A 22,226-nucleotide genomic window follows, 5' to 3' on the forward strand; every position below is an offset into this window, starting at 1 on the left:
CCGGCCTTTGCTTTACTAGCTCAAGTTGCGAGGTAGCCGCGAAGCGGCGGCATGTTGGTAGTTATCGTAGCAATCTGCGGAGAGCCGCAAAGCGGCGGCACCCACGAGAAAATGCCGCCGCTTTGCGGCTCTGGCTTGCGAAAAGTCACATAGACTACCAACGTACCGCCGCTTCGCGGCTACCCTGCAACTTGGGTTTGCTAACTGTATCGATGAATTCAATGAAGTATTTCTCTTTGCTGGCCGGCGCGCTGTTGGCGCTGCCCGCCGGGCGCGCCCTAGGCCAAGCTACCGCCACTACCCCCGCTTTTTTTGATACCCACGTGGCGCGGCCCGCCACCAAGCTGCCGCTTTTCGAGGTCAAAAACCCTGATAAGACGCTGAGCCCCTACACCGGCATGACGCGCCGGCACTGGCAGGATGCCGCCCGCTACCTGCTCGGCGGGGCCTTCAGCTACGTGCATAAGCTCGACGACCCGATGCAGTTTCCGAAGCAGCCGGGCAAAAGCTACCCACGCAGCGAAAGCCAGGTGCCCACCGAAAAACTCGAAGGCCTGTGCCGCACGCTCTTCATGGCCGCGCCGCTGCTGAAAGAAGAACCCGGCCTGACCCTGAACGGCGTGGGCGTGGCCGACTACTACCGCCACCAGCTAACGCAGCTCGTGAACCCGGCCAGCCCGAGCTACATCAAGCCCCGCGCCAAGGACGGCGGCCCCAGCCAGAACCTGGTGGAGTTTGGCGGGCTGGCGGTGGCCCTCTTCGCGGCCCCCGAGGTGCTGTGGGACCCGCTGCCCCAGGCCACCAAAGACCAGCTGGCCGCCACCATGCTCAGCTACGGCGACGGCCCCACGGTGCAGCAGAACTGGCGCTACTTCAACGTATTCGTGCTCAGTTTCTTCGACTCGCGCGGCTATAAGGTAAACAAGCCGCTGCTGGAAGAGTACGCCCGCAAGCAGCTGACCCACTACCGGGGCCAGGGCTGGTACCACGACGCGCCGTTCTACGACTACTACAGTATGTGGGCGTTCCAGATGTACGGCAAGCTCTGGACGCACTACTACGCCCGCGCGCACTACCCCGACATTGCCGCCCAGCTCACCAGCAACTTCAACGACCTGCGCGCCAGCTACCCCTATATGTTTGCCCGCGACGGCAGCATGATAATGTACGGCCGCAGCATCGGCTACCGCTTCGCGGCGGCGGTGCCGTTTCCGCTGATGGGCCTGGAGCCCGAGGCCGATACCAACTTCGGCTGGATGCGGCGCATTGCCTCGGGCACGCTGCTGCAATTTTTGCAGAACCCTGATTTTTTGCAGGATAACGTGCCTAATCTGGGCTTCTACGGCGAGTTTGACCCCGCCGTGCAGGGCTACAGCTGCCGGGGCAGCATGTACTGGCTGAGCAAGGTATTCCTGGGCTTGCTGACGCCGGCCGACTCGCCCTTCTGGACGGCCCCCGAAAACGAGGGCACTTGGGCTACACCCGCGCTGGCTTCCGGCAAGGTGCTGAACAACTACCTGCCCGGCCCCAACATCCTGCTGACCGACTACGCTAATATCGGGGCCAGCGAAATTCGGGCGTGGTGCCACTTCAAGGCCATCGGGGCGGGCGAGCCGTTTCGGGCCAGTGAAAACTACAACCGCCTGAGCTACAACAGTGCCTTTCCGTGGCAGGCCGACGGGCCCAACGGCGAAGTAGCCATGAACTACGTCTTCAAAAACAAACAGAACAAGTGGGAGGCGCTGCGTCTGTTCACGTTCAAGAAGTTTGAGAGTGGCGTGTACTACCGCGACGCCGAGCTCGAAACCAACCCCAACGTGAAGCTGCACCTGGCCGACATGCCGCTGCCCAACGGCATTTTGCGCGTAGACCAGAGCGTCGGCACCGAGCCTGTGGCTGCCCGCCTGGGCCACTACGCCCTGCCCAACCTCACGGGCACCATCCGGCGCAGTACCCGCAAAGTCGGGGGCCACGAGGTGCAACTCATCGACAACGGCACCTACCAGTTGGCCCTGGTAAACCTGAGCGGCTGGGACCAACTCGAAACCCTGGACACCAAGGGCCTCAATCCGGTGAAACCCACTAGCACGCTGCTCAACGCCAGCGCGCAATTCACTCCCGGCCCCCGGCTCTACGCTACGCTCATGCTCTGGAAAAAATCGGGGCAAAAGTGGACGAAGACCGAGCTGTCGCCCGTGCGCCGCCTCACGCCCGCGCCCGATGGCAGCGTGGCTGTGGAAATGGCCGACGGTACCCGCCGGCAAATCAAGTACTAGCGCAGCGGCAACTTGCTGTGCTGGCGAAGGCTTTTCGTGCAACCTAAAGCGCGGGCAAGCTACTCACTGCGGAAACCGCTCACCGCTAAAAAAACTACATGAGAAAGCTTTGCCTAACCTTAAGCCTGCTCGCCGCCCTGGGGCTGGCCGGGCCCGCCGCCCGCGCCCAGCCGCAGCCCACCAAGCGGCAGCAGGAAGGCCTGGCCACCTTTGCTCGGCTCTACGGCTACGTGCGCTACTTCCACCCAAGCGACGAGGCGGCGGCTACCGACTGGAATAGCCTGGCCATCCTGGGCAGCGAGCGGGTGTTGGCCGCCCGCACCGATGCCGAGTTGCAAGCCACGCTGCTGGGCTTGTTTCGGCCGCTGGCACCCACGCTTCAGCTGGTGCCGGCCGGCAAAAGTTACACCTTTAAGAAAGAGGCGATTACGCCGCCTCGCCTGGCTGGCTACCAGCCCATCAGCTGGCAGTACGAGGGCTACGGCCAGGCCGGCACCTACGGGCCCTATTACAGCCGCCGCCTGCACCGGCCCGTGCCGGCCCCTATTGCTCCGCTGAACGTCAGCCGGTCTGGTACCGTGGTCAAATGGCTGGATGCCACGGCTTACCAGGGGCTGCCGTTTCGTTACGTGGCGGCCGTGCGCAATACGCAGCCCAACCAAGCTACTGGGGCGCTATTTGCGGGGATAAGCCTGGAAAAGCGAGGCACGGGCTTTCGGGAGGATATGAGCGACCGGCCCATCCTGTACGGCCAATGGGCCGATTATACCATCAGCGGCCGCATCGACCAGCAGGCCAATGGCTTGTACGTGGGCGTGCAACTACTCGGCGATGGCGAGCTGCAAGTAGACCGGCTGCGGGTGGAGGTGCAGGACAGTGGGCGCTGGAAAACGGTGTTTGCCACTGGCTTCGAAGGCGACTCTACCGGCCGCTACCCGCGCAGCCTCGAAGCCCAGGAAGATAAGGCGCAAGATAAAGCCAACGGCTACACATACTTGGTGCAGGAAGGCAAGGCGGCCGAAGGACATAAATACCTGGCCATGACCAGTAAATACCAGCCGCCCAAAGCTACCCATCCGGCTAAAAGCGAGGTCGAAGCCCCGCCGCTGTTTGCCCATCAGGCGGCCATCGGTGAGGTGGTGCAGGAGGACATTGGCAGCAACCTGCGCTGCGTGCTCCCGCTGGCCCTCTATGGTACTAAAACTGCTACCTACCCGGCCGCCGACCCCGCCGCTGGGCGGCAGCTGCGGGAGGCGCTGGCCCGCGTGGCCCGCACCGAGTATACCGGCGCCACCCGCGCCGTGCGCCTGGCCGACGTCATTATTACCTGGAATATTTTCCAGCATTTCTATCCCTATTTCGCCGTCAGCCACTCCGACTGGCCGGCCGCGCTGCCCGAGTATTTGCGGGCGGCCTACCCCGAGCAGTCGGGCTACGAGTTTGGGCAGGTGTTGCGCCGCCTCGTGGCCCGCCTGCACGATGGGCACGGCTACTTCCAGTATGCCGGCCCCCGCCCGCGCACGCAGCAGCTGCCGCTAAAGTGGGAGTGGGTGCAGGGCAAGCTGGCCATCACGCAGGTGCTGGGCGACTCGCTGCCGGTGCGGCGCGGCGACGTGGTGACGGCCATCAATGGCGAGAATCCCCGGGAATTTTTCGAGCAGGCCGAGCAGTTTATTTCGGCCGCCACGCCCGGCTTCCTGAACTATCTGGCGGCCGAGGAAACGAGGACGGGACCGGCCAACTCCGTGCTGCGTGTGCAGGTGCAGCACGCCACCGGCACTACCCGCAACCTGGTGCTGCACTACAGCCTGAACGGCCAGTCCTTTCCCACCAAAAAAGCGTCGCTGGAGCCCTACCGGCAACTCAGCCCCGGCGTGTTCTACGTCAACCTCGACCAATTGCCGATGGAGAAAATCACCCCGCACCTCGCTGAGCTGGCCCAGGCCAAAGCCATCATCTGTGACCTGCGGGGCTACCCAGGCAGTAAGGAACTGCTGAGCCACTTGCTGACCCGTCCCGACACTGCCACCCACTGGATGCGGGTGCCGCGCTACATCTACCCCGACCAAAAGCAGTTGGTTGGCTACCGGTATGAGGGCTGGAGCATGCAGCCGAAAAAGCCTCATTTGGCGGCCCGTATAGTATTTATTACCGATGGCCGCGCCGTCAGTTTTGCCGAAAGCGTGCTGGGATTGGTGAAGGGCTACCACCTAGCTACCATCGTAGGACAGCCCACGGCCTGCACCAACGGCGATGTCAACCCCTTCGTGCTGCCCGGCCGCTATACCATTTACTGGACCGGCATAGAGGTGCGCCGCCTCAACGGGCAGCCCCACCACGGTGTGGGCGTGCTGCCCGACGTGCCCATGGAGCGCACCCTTGAAGGCGTGCGCGCCGGCCGCGACGAGCTGCTGGAAAAAGCCATTGAAGTGGCCACGGAGCATCCTTAGCGGCTGCTCGCCACGAAGCGAGTAGAGTACAGGGCTTTTAGTAAGTGGCCGAAAGCTGAGTTGCTGTCCGTGTGCCAATTGGTGCCAGGAGTTACAGTTGTCTTGGCCGATGGTATGCGCAAAACAATAACGTTTGAGTAGGGGAGGCGGACTACCTTTAAGGGCCGACTGCTGCGAGAAGGGCATCTTTCGCGGAAGCCGGTTCATTTGTTTTTCATTTTTTATGCGCTTTTCGCACAATCGATTGTGCGAAAAGCACCATATTTGTAGGCCGGCCCGGCAGGGGCGGCAGTTGTCTTACCTTGTTACGCACTGCTCCTTTGTCCCACCCTTTTTCTCGCGGCCTTTTCCTGGCCGGCCTCGGCCTGGCGCTGGCTACTGCGGCCCACGCCCAAGACTACCAGAAAACCGCCGACGGCCTGCGCCTCAACACCGACTCGCTCACCGTGGAGGTGCAGTTTTACGCCCCCGACATCGTGCGGGTGCTGAAATATCCTAAAGGCCGCGACGCCGGGAAAAAGAGCCTGACCGTGACGCTGCCGCCCGCGCCGGGTAAGCTGAAATACGGCGAGCAAAACGGCCTAGCCACGGTAGGTAGCGCCAGTACGCAGGTGTTGGTGAACCGCCAAACCGGGCAGGTAAGCTTCCGCACGGCCAAGGGCCAGCCGCTGCTGAGCGAAAAAGCGCGCGGCACGCGCTTCAGCCCCAAAACCGACCTGAGCGCCGCCACCTACCGCGTGCGCCAAACATTTGAGCTGACGCCCGATGAGGCCGTGTACGGCCTGGGCCAGCACCAGGACGGCCACCTCAACTACCGCGGCCAGAAGGTGCTGCTGAAGCAGAAAAGCCTTGACATCGCGCTGCCCGTGCTGCACTCCAGCAAGGGCTACGGCGTGCTGTGGGACAACTACTCGACCACCAATTTCAGCGACGCGGCCACGGGCACGGTGTTCGATTCGGAGATTGGCGACTGCACGGATTACTACCTGCTGAACGGCGGCGGCACGGCCGACGGCGTGGTGGCCCGCTACCGCAGCCTCACCGGGCAGGCGCCCATGTTTCCGCGCTGGACGCTGGGCTTCTGGCAAAGCAAGGAGCGCTACAAAAGCCAGGACGAAACGGTGGGTGTGGTCGAAAAGTACCGCTCCCTGGGCGTGCCGCTCGACGGCATCGTGCAGGACTGGCAGTACTGGGGCGAGGACAACGACTACTGGAACGACATGGCCTTCAACAACCCTAAGTTCCCCAATCCGCAGGCCATGGTAGACCGCGTGCACGCCCTGCACGCCCACCAGATGATTTCGGTATGGCCTTCGTTTGGCAAGAAAAGTAAGCCTTATCAGGAGCTGGCCAGCAAGGACATGCTCTTCGATTTCATCACGTGGCCGCGCACGCCGCACGTGAAAGTGTACGACGCCTTCGACCCCGCCGCCCGCGACATCTATTGGAAGTACTTGAACCAGGGCCTCTTCAAGCTCGGCATGGATGCCTGGTGGATGGATGCCACCGAGCCCGACCAGCTCCAGCCCTTCGACACCGACGACGACAACGAAACGGCCCTGGGTAGCTTCCGCCGCGTGCGCAATGCCTACCCGCTCGTAGCCACTAGCGGCGTGTACGAGCATCAGCGCCAGGCTACTAGCGATAAGCGCGTGTTCATTCTCACGCGCTCGGCTTTCGCCGGGCAGCAGCGCTACGGCACCATGGTGTGGTCGAGCGACGTGGACTCGCGCTGGGATGTGCTGGCCAAGCAAATCCCGGCCGCCCTCAACCTGAGCCTGACCGGCTTTCCGTACTGGAACAGCGACATCGGCGGGTTTTTCCCGAGCGGGCAGTATCCTAAAGGGGGGAAAGACCCTGCCTTCCAAGAGCTGTACACGCGCTGGCAGCAGTTTGCGGCCCTCACGCCCATGATGCGCAGCCACGGCGAGTACACGCCCCGCGAAATCTACCAGTTTGGCGAGCGCGGGACCTGGGCCTTCGACTCGCAAGCCAAGTTTATTGACCTGCGCTACCGCCTTCAGCCCTACCTCTACTCGCTGATGTGGCAGGTAACGCACCAGGCCGGCACGCCCATGCGCGCCCTGCCGATGGACTTCGCCAACGACCCTAAGGTGAGCGACATGGGTAGCGAGTACATGTTTGGCCCCGCCTTCTTGGTGCGCCCCGTCACGGAGGCGCAGTACGTGAACCGGCCCGACCGCAACGTGCCCGTGCCGCCCGATTTCACCCAAACCAAAAGCGTGAGCGTGTACCTGCCCACCGGCGCAAATTGGGTTGATTTCTGGACCGGCCAGCGCCAGTCCGGCGGCACTACCGTGCAGCGCGAAACGCCGATTGACGTGATGCCGCTCTACGTGCGCGCCGGCTCGGTGCTGCCGCTGGGGCCGCGCCAGCAGTATACCGGCGAGAAGGCCGACGCGCCGCTCGAAATCCGGGTGTACCCGGGGGCCGATGGCGAGTTCACACTTTACGAAGACGAAAACGACAATTACAACTACGAAAAAGGCGCGTTTGCCACGATAAAAATGCGCTGGAACGACAAGGCGCGGCAGCTGACCTTCGAGGACCGCGCCGGCAAGTTTGCCGGGATGCAGGACCGCCGCACCTTCCGCGTGCTGGTGGTGGATGCGCAGCACGGCACCGGTATCGGGGCCGACGACGCGCCTGCCAAGGAAGTGAGCTACGCCGGGAAGAAAACGACGGTGAAGCTGTAATTCGAAAAACGTCTGTCATGCTGAGCAGAGCGCAGCGGAGTCGAAGCATCTCTACCGATGAACTAAACTATACCGTTAGCGATGAAGCGAAAGAGATGCTTCGACTTCGCTGCGCTCCGCTCAGCATGACACATGTCAACGAAGCGGTAGAGATGCTTCGACTCCGCTCAGCATGACAAAACAATAGACCACAACACTCTTGATGAAACGCCCCCTTGCCCTGCTGCTGAGTGCCCTAGCGCTGGCCGCGCCCGCCGCCGCCCAGTCGCCCAAAGCTGCTAAAGTTGCTAAAACTGCCACCCAGGCCGCGCCCTACAGCGCCTACCTGTTCGCCTACTTCACCGGCAACGATAAGAAGGAAGAAGCCATTCGCTTCGCCCTTAGTCCCGATGGCTACCACTACACGGCCCTGAACGGCGACCGGCCCATCATCAGCTCGGCCGCTATCAGCGAAACGGGCGGGGTGCGCGACCCGCACATTTTGCGCGGGGCCGATGGCAAGACGTTTTACATGGTGGCCACCGACATGGTCTCGGCCAAAGGGTGGAGTAGCAACCGGGGCATGGTGCTGCTGAAATCGACCGACCTGATAAATTGGACGCACAGCGCCATCAACTTCCAGAAGCGCTACGCCAAGCAGGACGACCTCAAGCGCGTGTGGGCCCCGCAAACCATCTACGACCCGCAGGCCAAGAAATACATGGTGTACTTCTCGCTGCAATACGGCTCGGAGCCTGACAAAATCTACTACGCCTACGCCAACAAGGACTTCACCGACCTCGAAGGCGAACCCAAGCAGCTGTTTTTCTCGCCCACCAACGGCTCGTGCATCGATGGCGATATCGTGGCGAAGGATGGCAAGTACTACCTCTTTTTCAAGACCGAAGGCAACGGCAACGGCATCAAAGTCGCGGTGTCGGACAAGCTCACTTCGGGCTACGTGCTGGGCGATAAGTACGTGCAGCAGACGACCAGTCCGGTGGAGGGCGCGGGCACTTTCAAGCTGAACAACTCGCCCGATTACATCCTGATGTACGACATGTACACCAGCGGCAAGTACCAGTTTACCCGCACCCGCGACCTGCAAAATTTCACGGTGGTAGACCAGGATGTGAGCATGAATTTCCACCCGCGCCACGGTACGGTGATGCCCATCACGGCCGCCGAGGCCACGCGCCTGGCCCAGCGCTGGCTCACGCCCTCCGACGTGCTGCTGACCGCCCAAAACCCCGCCATCCGCAAGCTGAATACCGTAGTAGATAGCGCGGCCGGTAAGGTTGCCTTTTTGGCTTTGCCGGGCACCAACGTGGCGGCGCTGGATTTGCAAATCAAGAACCCCCTGCTGCCGGTGTCGCCCAGCGGCCCGCAGAACTTCGCCAAAGGCCCCGTGACGTACACGGTAGGGCAGGGGGCGGCCAAGCGCACCTACCAGGTGAGCGTGACCGAAACCCACAACCCGGCGCTGAACGGCTACTACGCCGACCCCGATATTCTGTATTCGCAGAAGATGGGCAAGTTTTACCTCTACCCCACGAGCGACGGGTTTAACGGCTGGTCGGGCACGTATTTCAAGACGTTCTCGTCGCCCGATTTGGTGCATTGGAAGGACGAGGGCGTGATTCTGGACTTGCCCAAGGATGTGAGCTGGTCGAAGAAAAACGCCTGGGCCCCCACCATTATCGAGCAGAAAACGGCCACCGGCTACAAATACGCCTACTATTTCTGCGCGGGCGCTAAGATTGGCGTGGCGCTGGCCGACAGCCCCACCGGGCCATTCAAAGACTCGGGCCAGCCGCTGCTCGACAAGCTGCCCGAGGGCGTGAAGGGCGGCCAGCAAATCGACCCCGCCGCCTTCCGCGACCCCAAAACTGGCAAGCTGTACCTCTACTGGGGCAACGGCTATATGGCCGGCGCTGAGCTCAATGACGACCTGACCAGCCTGAAGCCCGGCACCACGCAGGTGATGACGCCCGACAACACGTTCCGCGAGGGCGCCTACGCCTTTTACCGCAACGGCAAATACTACTTCATGTGGAGCGAGGACGACACGCGCAGCCCCAACTACCAGGTGCGCTACGGCACTTCCGACACGCCGCTGGGCAAGATTACGGTGCCGGCCAACAACTCGGTTATCGTGAAAGACCCAACCCAGGGCATCTACGGCACGGGCCACAATTCCGTCATCCAGATACCCGGCCGCGACGAGTGGTATCTTGTGTACCACCGCTTTACTTACCCGCAGGGCATCAAGATGGGCGGCGACGCGGGCTTCCACCGCGAGGTGTGCATTGATAAGCTGGAGTTCAATGCGGACGGTAGCATCAAGCCGGTGAAGCCCACGCACGCCGGTATTCAGCCGGTGCAGTTGAAATAGCCACCGTTTAGAGCAATTCCGCAATCAGTGTATGGATGTAGAGACGCAATATTTTGCGTCTTGCGTCAGGTTACGTTCCCGAACGCAAGACGCAAAATATTGCGTCTCTACACTGACTTCGAAACAGCTCTAGGCTTTTCCCCTCATCCTAGCATAAATGAAGTACCTAACTTGGTTGATGGCGGCGCTGCTCTTGGGCACGACCGGGGCAGGGCAGGCGAAGTGCCGCCCGCTGCCGCCCGCCGAAAAGAAAATGGGCGCGTACCTGATGGTGTACTTCACCGACCCCACGCACAGCTTGTTCATGGCCACGAGCCGCGACGGCTACTCCTTCACTGCCGTTAACGGCGGGCAGCCCGTGATTGCCGGCGATACCATTGCCGAGCAGCGGGGCATCCGCGACCCGCACATTTACCGGGGGCCAGATGGGGCTTTTTACATGGCTATGACTGACCTGCATTTGTTTGGTAAGCAGAAGGGCTATCGCAATACTACTTGGGAGCGGGACGAAAAGGCCTATGGCTGGGGCAACAACCGCGGGCTGGTGCTGCTTAAATCCACGGACCTCATTCATTGGACGCACCACGAGCTGCGCCTCGACCAGGCGTTTCCCGAGTTGGAGGTCGGCTGCGCCTGGGCACCCGAAACGATTTACGACGCGGTGGCCGGTAAAATGATGCTCTACTTCACCATGCGCCTAGGCAACGGGCAAACCAAGCTGTACTACGCCTACACCGACGCGGCATTTACCCGGCTTACCTCGGCCCCGAAGCTGCTGTTTGACTACCCCGACCCGGCCGTGCAAGTGCTCGATGCCGACATTACCCAGCTGCCCAATGGCCGCTTTTGCCTGCTATACGTGGCGCAGGAAAAGCCCGGCGGCATCAAAATGGCGCTTTCCGACAGCATCCACAGCGGCTATCGCTACAACCCGGCCTGGGTAGATGCCGCCCCCGGGGCCTGCGAAGCGCCCAACCTGTGGAAGCGCATCGGCGAAAACAAGTGGGTGGTGCTCTACGACATCTTCAGCATCCAGCCGCACAACTTCGGCTTTGTGCAGACCACGGACTTCAGCACGTTTCAGGACCTGGGACGCTTCAATGAAGGCGTGATGAAAACAACCAATTTCACGTCGCCCAAGCACGGGGCCATTATCCAACTCACGGCAAAAGAGGCCGACCGCTTGGAAAGCTACTGGCAGCGAAAAAGCAGCGTGGGGAAGAAAACGCTGAGGAAAAGCCCGCTGAAAACCGGCCAGTAATTAGGAAGCTGTCCAGGAAGTGTAACCATTTAAAAGTAACCGTCATGCTGAGCGCAGCCGAAGCATCTCTACCGCTTCGTTGCTAGCGTCTAGAGTTAGTTCACCAATAGAGATGCTTCGACTCCGCTGCGCTGCGCTCAGCATGACGGCCTGATGGCTTTGCCAAGAAACTTAAACCTATGCTTATCAAGACCCACCCGTCCTTCCTACTTGCTTTCCTGGCGCTGCCGCTCGCCGCCCAGGCTCAGTCGAAGCGGCCGGCCGCGCCGCTGCAAGAGTTTCCGCTCTCGGCGGTGAAGCTGCTCGACAGCCCGTTTCTGGCCGCGCAGCAAACCGATAAAGCCTACATCATGGCGCTCGACCCCGACCGCCTGCTGGCCCCGTTCCTCATCGATGCGGGCCTGCCCACCAAGGCCGAGCGCTACCCCAACTGGGAAAACACTGGCCTCGACGGGCACGTGGGCGGGCACTACCTCTCGGCGCTGGCCCTCATGTACGCCGCCACCGGCGATGCCCAGGTGCAGCAGCGCCTAACGTACATGATAGAGCAGCTGGCCCGCTGCCAGCAACAGAACGGCAACGGCTACGTGGGTGGCATTCCGGGCGGGCGCGCGATGTGGGCCCAGCTCAAGGCGGGCACCGTGGAGGCGGGCGGCTTCGAGCTGGGCAAGAAATGGGTGCCGCTCTACAACCTGCACAAAACCTACGCCGGCCTGCGCGATGCCTACGTGTACGCCGGCAACGCGCAGGCGCGGCAGGTGCTCATCGGCCTCACCGACTGGATGGTGGACCTCTCATCCGGCCTCTCCGACGCCCAAATACAGCAGATGCTGCTCAGCGAGCACGGCGGCCTGACGGAGGTATTTGCCGACGTGGCCCAGCTCACCCACGACCCCAAGTACCTCATGCTGGCCCAGCGCTTTTCGCAGCGCAAAACCCTCGACCCGCTGCTGGCCGGCAAGGACGTGCTGACCGGCCAGCACGCCAATACACAGATTCCCAAGGTTATCGGCTTCAAGCGCATCGCCGAGGTGGGCGGCGATACGAGCTGGGCGCGGGCGGCCAGTTTCTTCTGGCAAACGGTGGTGCACAACCGCACGGTGAGCATCGGGGGCAACAGCGTGAGCGAGCACTTCAACCCGGTCAACAACTTCAAGCCCATGCTGGAAAGCCGCGAGGGGCCGGAAACGTGCAACACCTACAACATGCTCAAGCTCAGCAAGCAGCTTTACCTGAGCAGCGGCGCCACGCGCTACCTCGACTACTACGAGCGGGCCACCTACAACCACATTCTGTCGAGCCAGCACCCCGGTCCCGAGGGTGGCTTCGTGTACTTCACGCCCATCCGGCCGCAGCACTACCGCGTGTATTCGTCGCCGCAGCAAAGCTTCTGGTGCTGCGTGGGCTCGGGCCTCGAAAACCACGGCAAGTATGGCGAGCTGGTGTACGCCCACCGCAAGGATAACGACTTGCTGGTAAACCTCTTCGTGCCCTCGCGCCTGAGCTGGCCCGAGGCCGGCCTGACCCTGGAGCAAACCACGCGCCTGCCCTACGAAGAGCAAAGCACCCTGCGCCTCACCCTCAAAAAAGCCCGCCAGCTCACCCTGCGCGTGCGCCGCCCGGCCTGGGTGCGCCCCGCCGAGTTTAAAATGCTGCTGAACGGCCAGCCGGTGCCCACCGACACCACGGCGCAGGCTGGCTACGCCACCATCAGCCGCAAGTGGCGCACTGGCGACGCGCTGACGGTGGCCCTGCCGCAGCACACGCAGGTCGAGTACCTGCCCGACCACTCGCCCTGGGTGTCCTTCGTGCGCGGCCCCATCGTGCTGGCCGCCCGCACCGATACCACCGGCCTCACCGGCCTGCACGCCGATGCCAGCCGCATGGGCCACGTGGCGCGTGGCCCCCTCATGCCCATCGAAAACACGCCTGTGCTGGTGGCCTCTTCGGCCGCCGAGCTGGTGGCTGGCCTGCAACCCGTGCCGGGCCGGCCGCTCACCTTTTCGGTAGCCAGCCTGGCCGAGGCCGGCCAGTCGGGCCAAACCGAGCTGGTGCCCTTCTACCAGGTGCACGATGCCCGCTACACGCTGTACTGGCCGGTGGCCACGCCCGCCGAGCTGGCCGCCCGCAAGGAAACCCTGCGCCGCGAAGACGCCGCCCGCCGCGCCCTGGCCGCCCGCACCGTCGACCAAGTAAGCCCCGGCGAGCAGCAGCCCGAGTCGGACCACGCCTACGAGGGCGAGCAGTCCAACGCCGGCACCTTCCGCGAGCGGCACTGGCGCGACGCCGCCCACTGGTTTAGCTACCGCCTGCAAAACCCCAAGCGCGAGGCCAAAACCCTGCGCCTAACCTACTTCGGCGGCGATAAAAACCGCTACTTCACCATCCTGGTCAACGGCAAGCCGCTGACCGAAGTGAAGCTGGACGGCGACCGGGGCCAGGACTTCTTCGAGGCCGACTACGAGCTGCCCGAGGCCGCCCGCAAAACCACGAACCTGACCGTGAAATTTGCCGCCGCTGCGGGCTCCACGGCGGGCGGTATTTACGACGTGCGGCTGCTGAAGTAAGAGCCCGTCGATTTCCTTCTAAAAGCTTCTGACTTATTTGAAATCATTCATGAACCTCTTTTTCCAACCTAACAAAACAAGCACTATCAAAACGTTGCTGGCGGTGCTGTGCTGCGCTGCCAGCACCGGCGCGGCGCACGCCCAGGCCTACGTGCAAACGAGCAGCACCGAAGGCAGGCTGTGGCAAGAAGCCAGGGGCAGCCTGCAAAAAACGGCTTCCGTCGCGCCGTTGCTGGAAGTGAAGGGCGACGAAAAAATAGCCACGTTCAAAGCCTGGGGCACCTGCTTCAACGAGCTGGGCTGGGACGCGCTGCAACTACTGCCCAAGCCGGAGCAGGAAACCGTCCTGAGCCGGTTGTTTGCGCCGGCCGGCGACCTGCATTTTTCGCGGGGGCGCTTTGCCATGAATGCCAACGATTACGCTCGCGGCTGGTACAGCTGCGACGAGGTGGACGGCGACTTTCAGCTTCAGCACTTCAACATCGAGCACGACCAGACCACGCTCATTCCATACCTCAAGGCGGCCCAGCACTACAATCCTGGGATGACGTTCTGGATTTCGCCGTGGTCGCCGCCTTCGTGGATGAAAATCAACCACAGCTATGCCGTGCGCAGCAGCGACAAATACAACCAGTTGGCCCCGGCTTCTGACGTGGCGCTGTACGAAAAATCGACGGAAAAAAACGGCAAGGTCTTTCCCGAGCGGCTGACGGTCAACGATTACCTCATTCAGGACCCGCGCTACCTGACGGCCTACGCTAACTACTTCTGCAAATTTATCGCTGCTTATAAGGCGCAGGGCATTCCCATCACCACGGCCATGTTTCAGAACGAGTCGTGGAGCTATACCATTTACCCCGGTTGCGCCTGGACGGTGCCGGGCATCATCCGCTTCAACACCGAGTACCTGGCCCCGGCCCTGCAAGCCCAGCACCCCGAGGTAGCCCTGTACCTGGGCACCATCAACACCAACCGCTACGAAACCATTGACGCTGTGCTCGCCGACCCGCGCATGTCCCAGACCATCAAGGGCGTGGGTTTTCAGTGGGAGGGCGGGCAGATTTTGCCCCGGCTGCGGGCCAAGTACCCGCAGTACCGCTACATGCAGTCGGAAAGCGAGTGCGGCTGGGGCTCATTTGACTGGAAGGCGGCCGAGCACACCTTCGACCTCATCACCCACTACCTAGGTAACGGTTGCGAAGAATACACCTTCTGGAACGCCATTCTGGCCGACGGCGGTGTGAGCCCCTGGGGCTGGAAGCAGAACGCGCTGATTCGAGTGGATTCCAAGGCTAAAACGGCGACTTACACCCCGGAGTACTACGCCACGAAGCACTTCAGCCACTTTATCGGGGCGGGGGCTACCATCGTGGCCCAGCGCCCGGGCAAGGATGATAAGCTGCCCGTGCTGGTAGCTACCACCCCGCAAGGCAAATACCTGGTAGTAGCCGGCAACTTCAACGAGGCCAGTAAGACCGTGGTGATAAAGCTGGGGCAGCGCTACCTGGATGTAATGCTGCCGGCCCACTCGTTCAACACGTTTCAGGTGAAATGAACAGGCCCGGCTCCACGGTAGTCACGCTTCATCTGTATATCCTGCTAATTTTTGAACACATTGCCTTCTGTGAAATTTTCTTTTGCTCACCCTGTTCTTAGCAAGCGCCTGTTAGGCTACGGCACTCATCTGGCCGCCGTAGCCACCCTGCTAACCGCCAGCCCCGCCGCCCACGCCCAGCAGCTTACGCCCGCCTTCCGCAACTGGGCCGCCACGCCGCCGCTGGGCTGGAACAGCTGGGACTGCTACGGCCCCACCGTGACCGAGGCCGAAACCAAGGCCAACGCCGACTACATGGCCAAAAACCTCAAAAGCAGCGGCTGGGAGTACGTGGTGGTCGACATCCGCTGGTACGTGGGCAACGACACGGCCCACGGCTACAACGAGAAAAACCCCGACTGGAACCTCGACGAGTACGGCCGCTTCGTGCCCGCGCCCAATCGGTTTCCGTCGGCGGCGGGCGGGCAGGGTTTCAAGCCGCTGGCCGACTACCTGCACGGCCAAGGCCTGAAATTTGGCATCCACATCATGCGCGGGGTGCCGGTGCAGGCCGTGCTGCGCAAGCTGCCCATCAAGGGCACGCAGCTCACGGCGGCCGACATTTACACCAAAGAAGGGCAGTGCAACTGGCTGCACGACATGTACACGGTGGTGCCCGACCGGCCCGGCGCGCAGGAGTACTACAACTCGCTGTTTGAGCTGTACGCCAGCTGGGGGCTTGATTTTGTGAAGATTGACGACCTCTCCGAGCCCTACCACGCGGGCGAGATTGAGCTGATTCGCAAGGCCATCGACCGCACGGGCCGCAAAATCGTGCTCAGCATGTCGCCCGGCGAAACGCCCATTGCCGACGCCCGGCACGCCCAGGAGCACGCCAACATGTGGCGCACCGTGGGCGACTTCTGGGACTCGTGGGAGCAGCTCAAAGAGCACTTCGAAGTGTGCGAGCGCTGGGCACCCTACACCCGCGTGGGCAACTGGCCCGATGCCGACATGCTGCCCCTGGGCCGCCTCGGCATCCGGGCCGAGCGCGGCGACGACCGCCCGACGCGCTTCACCCGCGACGAGCAGCGCACCCTGATGACCCTGTGGAGCATCTTCCGCTCGCCGCTTATGTTCGGCGGCGACCTGCCCAGCAACGACGCCTTCACCCTGAGCCTCCTCACCAACAAGGCCGTGCTGAACGTAAACCAGCACAGCACCAACGGCCGCCAGCTGTGGCGGCGCGGCGACCTCGTGGCCTGGACCGCCGACGACCCCGCCACCGGCGACAAATACCTGGCCCTGTTCAACGCCCAGGACCAGGAGCCGGCCCCCGCCAGCGCCGCCGCCTGGCAGAGCCAGCCTATCAACCGCCAGCACCCGCAGCAAGACGTGAGCGTGGAGTTGAACGGGGCCAAAAAGCTGTACCTGGTAGTGCGCGGCGGCCCCGACGGCACCGCCTGGGACCACGCCGACTGGCTGAACCCGACCTTGCAAAAAGGCGCCGAAGCCGTGCCCCTGAGCACCTTGAAGTGGCAGCAGGCCACCGCCGGCTGGGGCCAGGTGAGCCAGGGCAAAAGCGTGAGCGGCGGCCCGCTGCGCGTGGGCGGGCAAACCTACGCGCAGGGCATCGGCACGCACGCTAACTCCGTGATTGAGTACGACGTGCCGGCCGGCTGCAACCGCTTCACGGCCACGGTGGGCCTCGACGGGGCCGCCGCCGGGCAGAATACGGGCGGCACGTTTCAGGCGCTGGTGTTCACCCGAAGCCCCATGCTGGCCCCGCCCGCCGAGTCGACTACCATGAGCGTGTCGCTACGCGACCTGGGCTTGGCCCCTGGCGCTACCGCCACCAACCTCTGGACGGGCGAAACCACTCAGGCGCTGCGCCCCGAGTTCACGGCGACGGTGCGGCGGCACGGGGCGGTGCTTTACCGGCTATCGGCCGGGAAGCCCGCGCCGGCCGCGCCCGTGAAGCGTAGCGCGCCGCGCAAAACCCGCTAGGTGCTCCTGATTCAATTAATACAACCTCACGCAAAACCGAATGCGAACTAGTATAAAAGCTGCGCTGCTGGCCGCAGGCCTGCTGGCGGCCGGCTGCGCTACCTCCCAAAAAGCCAGCTCCGGCGCGACTACTGCCCAGCCCAAGCCGGCCGAGGTAATCGCCCTGCTTACCAAAGTCAACGACCACTGGCAGGCCACGCACCCGGCGCAGGTGCGCTCGTTTTGGGACCACGCGGCGTACCAGACCGGCAACATGGCCGCCTACGCCGTGACCAAAAACGACAAGTACCGGCAGTATGCCGAGGACTGGGCGGTATTTAATAAGTGGCAGGGCGCGACTTCGGACGACCGGGCCACTTGGAAATATAAGTACGGCGAAACACCTGAATACGTGCTCTTTGGCGATTGGCAGATTTGCTTCCAGACCTACGTGGACCTGTATAAAATCAAGCCCGAGCCCATCCGCATTGCCCGCGCCCGCGAGGTGATGGAGTACGAGATGAGCACGCCCCAGAACGACTACTGGTGGTGGGCCGACGGCCTCTACATGGTAATGCCCGTGATGACCAAGCTCTACGGCGTCACCAAAAACCCGCAGTACCTCAGCAAGCTGCACGAGTATTTCGGCTACGCCAACAGCATCATGTACGACGCCGAAACCGGCCTCTACTACCGCGATGCTAAGTACGTGTACCCGCAGCACAAGTCGGCCAACGGCCTCAAGGACTTCTGGGCGCGGGGCGACGGCTGGGTGTTTGCCGGCCTGGCCCGCGTGCTGGCCGACCTGCCCGCCACCGACCCGCACCGTGCCGAGTACCTGAGTAAGTACCAGGGCCTGGCCGCCGCCCTCCAAAAAGCCCAGCAGCCCGAGGGCTACTGGACGCGCAGTCTGCTCGACCCCGCCCACGCCCCCGGCCCCGAAACCAGCGGCACAGCCTTCAACACCTACGCCTATATGTGGGGCATCAACCACGGCGTGCTCGACCGCAAGCAGTACCTGCCCACCGCGATGAAAGGCTGGCAGTACCTCACCGCCACCGCCGTGCAGCCCGATGGCACCGTGGGCTACGTGCAGCCCATCGGCGAGAAAGCCATTCCAGGCCAGGTCGTGGACAAGAACTCGACGGCCAATTTTGGCGTCGGGGCTTTCCTGCTGGCGGCCAGCGAGATGTATCACTTCACCACTAAAAAATAAGCGCTTGCCTACTCTCTTCTCTTCCCTGCGGCCGCTGCTGTGCGCGGCCGCACTGGCCGCGCCGCTGCTGGCGGCGGGCCAGGCCAAACCCACCGCCAAGGCCATCAGCCCCGACTTATTCGGCATCTTTTTCGAGGACATTAACTACGCCGCCGATGGCGGGCTGTACGGCGAGCTGGTGCAAAACCGCTCCTTCGAGTACGCGCCCAGCGACCACGAGGGCTGGCACCCGCTCAGCGGCTGGGACTACCTGCACGAGGGCTACGCCATGGGCAGCCTCTCGGTGGAAAGCACCGCCCCGCTGCACGCCAACAACCCGCACTACGTGCAGCTGCGCGTCGAAAACCCCTTTCAGAAAGGACTGGGTATTAAGAACAACGGCTTCGATGGCATTGCGCTGCAAGCGGGCGAGAAGTACGACTTCTCGCTGTGGGCGCGGGTGAAATTGGGCGCGGCCGTGCCGCTGCTGGTGCAGCTGCGCGATAAGAGAGGCAAGGTGCTGGCCGAAACCACGCTGTCGGCCCAGGCCGCCGGGTGGCAGCAGTACCGCACTACCCTCGCGCCCTCGGCCGCCGAGCCCGAGGCCAGCCTCGTGGTGCTGGCCACCGGCCAGGGCGTGGTCGATTTGGACATGATTTCGCTGTTTCCGCAGAAGACGTTTCACAACCGGCCCAACGGGCTGCGTGCTGATTTGGCCGAGGTTATCGGCGATATCAAGCCCAAGTTTGTGCGCTTTCCGGGCGGCTGCTTGTCGCACGGCGATGGGCTGGATAACATGTACGACTGGAAGAAAACCATCGGGCCGGTAGAGCAACGCGTGGCCCAGCGCAACATCTGGGGCTACCACCAAACGGCCGGGCTGGGGTACTTCGAGTACTTCCAGTTTTGCGAAGACATCGGGGCCAAGGCCCTGCCCGTGGTGCCGGCCGGCGTAAGCTGCCAAAATTCGGGCGGCTCGTGGCGCATCGGCGGGGTAGGACAGCAGTGCATCCCGCTGGCCGACATGGCCGCCTACACCCAGGACGTGCTCGACCTGATAGAGTACGCCAACGGCCCGGCTACCTCGACCTGGGGCGCTAAGCGGGCGGCGGCCGGCCACCCCGCGCCCTTCAACCTGGAGTACGTGGGCATCGGCAACGAAGACAAAATTACGCCCGGCTTCGAGGAGCGGTTTAAGTTGATTTACAGTACCGTGCGCGCCAAATACCCCAAGATGCAGGTAATCGGGACCGTGGGGCCGTCGCCCAAGGGCGAGGACTACGACAAGGGCTGGGCGCTGGCCAGCCAGCTCAACGTGCCGCTCGTGGACGAGCACTACTACGAAAAGCCCAAGTGGTTTTTGACCAATAACCGCCGCTACGACACCTACGACCGCGCCAAACCGAAAGTGTACCTGGGCGAGTACGCCTCGTGGGGCAACACCCTCTTCAACGCCGTGGCCGAGGCCGCCTACATGACCTCGCTGGAGCGCAACGGCGACGTGGTGCACCTGGCCAGCTACGCGCCGCTGCTGGCTAAGGAAGGCCACACGCAGTGGAACCCCGACCTCATCTACTTCAACAACCGCACGGTAGTGCCCACTGCCAACTACTACGTGCAGCAGCTTTTCGGCCAAAACCAGGGCACCGAGTACGTATCCGGCGTGGTAGCCCCTCCCCCCGGCGCGGTAGCCGACACCACCGTGGCCGCCTCCTGCGTGCGCGACGCCAAAACCGGCGACGTTATCCTGAAAATAGTGAACGCCAGCGCCACCGTCCAGCCGTTTCAGGTCGATTTGTCGGGGCTGAAAGGGGTGAATCTGGCGGCTACCCGCACCGTGTTTACGGGCGACAAGGATGCGAAGAATACCTTCGCCAGTCCGCGCACGGTGCTGCCTAAAACGGCTCCTTATAAAGCTGGGAAGCGCTTTTCCTACGCTGCCGAGCCATACTCGCTGACGGTTATTCGGCTGCGCGGCAAGCGTTGATTATGAAATTGTTTGTCACTGCTGCGCGCTAGTTGCTCGCCGCCCGGGGAACCTCACCCCCTAGCTCCCTCTCCAAAAAAGAGGGGGGACTATCTCTAGTTCTAGACTTAGAAGCTAAGACTAAGAACTAGTCCCCCCTCTTTTTTGGAGAGGGGGCTAGGGGGTGAGGTTCCCCGGGCGGCGAGCACGCCAACCAAAATACTATTTTCCAATCTCCACAACCACTCCCCACCTATGCCCACCTCTTCCTTCTGTCGCATCGCCCTCGCCGCCCTTGGCCTGGCCGCGCCGCTGGCCGCCGCGGCCCAAACCGTGCAAATGACCGTGCAGCCCGGCGACCCCAAACTGATTGTCAGCAAGCACATTCAGGGGCAGTTTGCTGAGCACCTGGGGCGCTGCATCTACGACGGCTTTTGGGTAGACCCCAGCCTGAACGTGCCCAAGCAAGGGCGCATCCGCATGGACATTGTGGACGCGCTCAAGAAGATTCACGTGCCCAACCTGCGCTGGCCCGGCGGCTGCTTTGCCGATACCTACCACTGGCACGATGGGGTAGGGCCGGCCGCCCAGCGCCCCAAGATGCTCAATCTCTGGTGGGGCAATACGCTGGAAGATAATAGCTTCGGCACCCACGAGTTTCTGGAGCTGTGCGGGCTGCTCGGCACCGAGCCCTACCTGGCGGCCAACGTGGGCAGCGGCACCGTGCAGGAAATGAGCAACTGGATGGAGTACCTCAACTCGAACGAGGACACGCCGATGGTGCAGGAGCGCAAGAAAAACGGCCATGCCGAGCCCTACAAGGTATCGTGGTGGGGCATCGGCAACGAAAGCTGGGGCTGCGGCGGCAACATGACGGCCCAGTACTACACCGACGTGTACAAGCGCTACGCCACCTTCGCCCACGACTACCCCGGCACCCGCCTCAAGCGCATCGTGAGCGGGGCCAACGGCGACGACGCCAACTGGACCGAAACCTGCATGAAAAACATCCCGCTCAACCAGATGTGGGGCCTCACGCTGCACCAATACACGCTGCCCACCGGCAGCTGGAGCGGCAGCAAAGGCAAGGCCACCGGCTTCGGCGAGGATATGTATTTCAGCACCCTGCGCAACTGCCTGAAGATGGACGCCATCGTGGCCAAGCACGCCGCCATCATGGATAAGTACGACAAGGACAAGAAGATAGCGCTGCTCGTGGATGAGTGGGGCGTGTGGACCGACGTGGAGCCCGGCACCAACCCCGGCCACCTCTACCAGCAAAACACCCTGCGCGACGCCCTCGTGGCCGGCACTACCCTCAACATCTTCAACAACCACTGCGACCGGGTGAAGGGCGCCAACCTCGCCCAGGCCATCAACGTGCTGCAAGCCTTGGTCTTGACCGACAAGGAGAAGATGCTGCTCACGCCGACCTACTACGTGTTTGACCTCTACCAGGTGCACCAGGATGCGCAGTTTATGCCCGTGCAGTTCCAGAGCCCCGACTATGCGTTTGGCAATGAGAAAATCCCGGCCCTGAACGCCTCCGCCTCGAAGGACAAGAACGGCGCGGTGCATATTTCGCTCGTCAACCTCGACCCCAAAAACGCCCTCACGCTCGAAACCGCCCTACCCGGCGTAAGCTTCAAAACCGTGACCGGCCGCGTGCTGACTTCGGCCAGCGTGAGCGACTACAACACCTTCGACAAGCCGAATACCATCAAGCTGGCCGCCTTCACCGGGGCCAAGAAGAAGGGCGACAAGCTGGCCGTAACCTTGCCCGCCAAGTCGGTAGTGGTGCTGGAATTGAAGTAGTCGTTTAGTGATTTTTGAAACGCGAAAATAACTGTCATGCTGAGCGGAGCGCAGTGCAGCCGAAGCATCTCTACCGCACCGTTGT

11 protein-coding genes are annotated in these 22,226 nt (G+C 62.6%); all 11 read left to right on the forward strand.

Annotated elements, in window-relative coordinates; genetic code table 11:
• Window positions 1-221: 221 nt before the first annotated feature.
• The 11 genes from VFO93_RS10105 (at window position 222) to VFO93_RS10155 (ending at window position 22,141) form a co-directional block, all read left to right on the forward strand.
• Window positions 222-2,276: a DUF2264 domain-containing protein gene (locus VFO93_RS10105; RefSeq protein ID WP_325134248.1), complete on the forward strand. Its 2,055-nt coding sequence runs from the start codon at window positions 222-224 to the stop codon at window positions 2,274-2,276.
• Between the two features lie 98 nt (window positions 2,277-2,374).
• Window positions 2,375-4,726: a S41 family peptidase gene (locus VFO93_RS10110; protein ID WP_325134249.1), complete on the forward strand. Its 2,352-nt coding sequence runs from the start codon at window positions 2,375-2,377 to the stop codon at window positions 4,724-4,726.
• Between the two features lie 320 nt (window positions 4,727-5,046).
• Window positions 5,047-7,443, forward strand: a complete 2,397-nt coding sequence (locus VFO93_RS10115; RefSeq protein ID WP_325134250.1) for a TIM-barrel domain-containing protein — start codon at window positions 5,047-5,049, stop codon at window positions 7,441-7,443.
• A 202-nt stretch (window positions 7,444-7,645) separates the two neighbouring features.
• Entirely contained in the window at window positions 7,646-9,817 is a 2,172-nt protein-coding gene (locus tag VFO93_RS10120) for a family 43 glycosylhydrolase (protein WP_325134251.1), read from the forward strand.
• Window positions 9,818-9,974: 157 nt separating this feature from the next.
• The gene (locus tag VFO93_RS10125) at window positions 9,975-11,078 is read left to right on the forward strand and encodes a glycoside hydrolase family 43 protein (protein ID WP_325134252.1); all 1,104 of its coding nucleotides are present in this window, start codon (window positions 9,975-9,977) and stop codon (window positions 11,076-11,078) included.
• A gap of 179 nt (window positions 11,079-11,257) precedes the next feature.
• A complete protein-coding gene (locus VFO93_RS10130; protein ID WP_325134253.1) occupies window positions 11,258-13,645 on the forward strand; it encodes a glycoside hydrolase family 127 protein in 2,388 nt (795 codons plus the stop codon).
• Between the two features lie 49 nt (window positions 13,646-13,694).
• Entirely contained in the window at window positions 13,695-15,200 is a 1,506-nt protein-coding gene (locus tag VFO93_RS10135) for a hypothetical protein (RefSeq protein ID WP_325134254.1), read from the forward strand.
• Window positions 15,201-15,269: 69 nt separating this feature from the next.
• Window positions 15,270-17,186, forward strand: coding sequence for an NPCBM/NEW2 domain-containing protein (locus tag VFO93_RS10140; RefSeq protein ID WP_325134255.1), 1,917 nt, complete (start codon window positions 15,270-15,272; stop codon window positions 17,184-17,186).
• A gap of 40 nt (window positions 17,187-17,226) precedes the next feature.
• Window positions 17,227-18,381 carry a glycoside hydrolase family 88 protein gene (locus tag VFO93_RS10145; protein ID WP_325134256.1) on the forward strand — a complete coding sequence of 385 codons (1,155 nt, stop codon included), beginning with the start codon at window positions 17,227-17,229 and terminating at the stop codon, window positions 18,379-18,381.
• Window positions 18,382-18,385: 4 nt separating this feature from the next.
• Entirely contained in the window at window positions 18,386-20,347 is a 1,962-nt protein-coding gene (locus VFO93_RS10150; protein WP_325134257.1) for an alpha-L-arabinofuranosidase C-terminal domain-containing protein, read from the forward strand.
• Window positions 20,348-20,581: 234 nt separating this feature from the next.
• Window positions 20,582-22,141, forward strand: a complete 1,560-nt coding sequence (locus tag VFO93_RS10155; RefSeq protein ID WP_325134258.1) for an alpha-N-arabinofuranosidase — start codon at window positions 20,582-20,584, stop codon at window positions 22,139-22,141.
• Window positions 22,142-22,226 lie beyond the last annotated feature (85 nt).

It is taken from the genome of Hymenobacter sp., assembly GCF_035709525.1.
Lineage (GTDB): Bacteria > Bacteroidota > Bacteroidia > Cytophagales > Hymenobacteraceae > Hymenobacter.

Excerpts from the sequence above, each read along its gene's own strand:
- VFO93_RS10105 (WP_325134248.1), top strand. The coding sequence starts at position 222 with ATGAAGTATTTCTCTTTGCTGGCCGGCGCGCTGTTGGCGCTGCCCGCC.
- VFO93_RS10110 (WP_325134249.1), top strand. The coding sequence starts at position 2,375 with ATGAGAAAGCTTTGCCTAACCTTAAGCCTGCTCGCCGCCCTGGGGCTG.
- VFO93_RS10120 (WP_325134251.1), top strand. The coding sequence starts at position 7,646 with ATGAAACGCCCCCTTGCCCTGCTGCTGAGTGCCCTAGCGCTGGCCGCG.
- VFO93_RS10125 (WP_325134252.1), top strand. The coding sequence starts at position 9,975 with ATGAAGTACCTAACTTGGTTGATGGCGGCGCTGCTCTTGGGCACGACC.
- VFO93_RS10130 (WP_325134253.1), top strand. The coding sequence starts at position 11,258 with ATGCTTATCAAGACCCACCCGTCCTTCCTACTTGCTTTCCTGGCGCTG.
- VFO93_RS10135 (WP_325134254.1), top strand. The coding sequence starts at position 13,695 with ATGAACCTCTTTTTCCAACCTAACAAAACAAGCACTATCAAAACGTTG.
- VFO93_RS10145 (WP_325134256.1), top strand. The coding sequence starts at position 17,227 with ATGCGAACTAGTATAAAAGCTGCGCTGCTGGCCGCAGGCCTGCTGGCG.
- VFO93_RS10155 (WP_325134258.1), top strand. The coding sequence starts at position 20,582 with ATGCCCACCTCTTCCTTCTGTCGCATCGCCCTCGCCGCCCTTGGCCTG.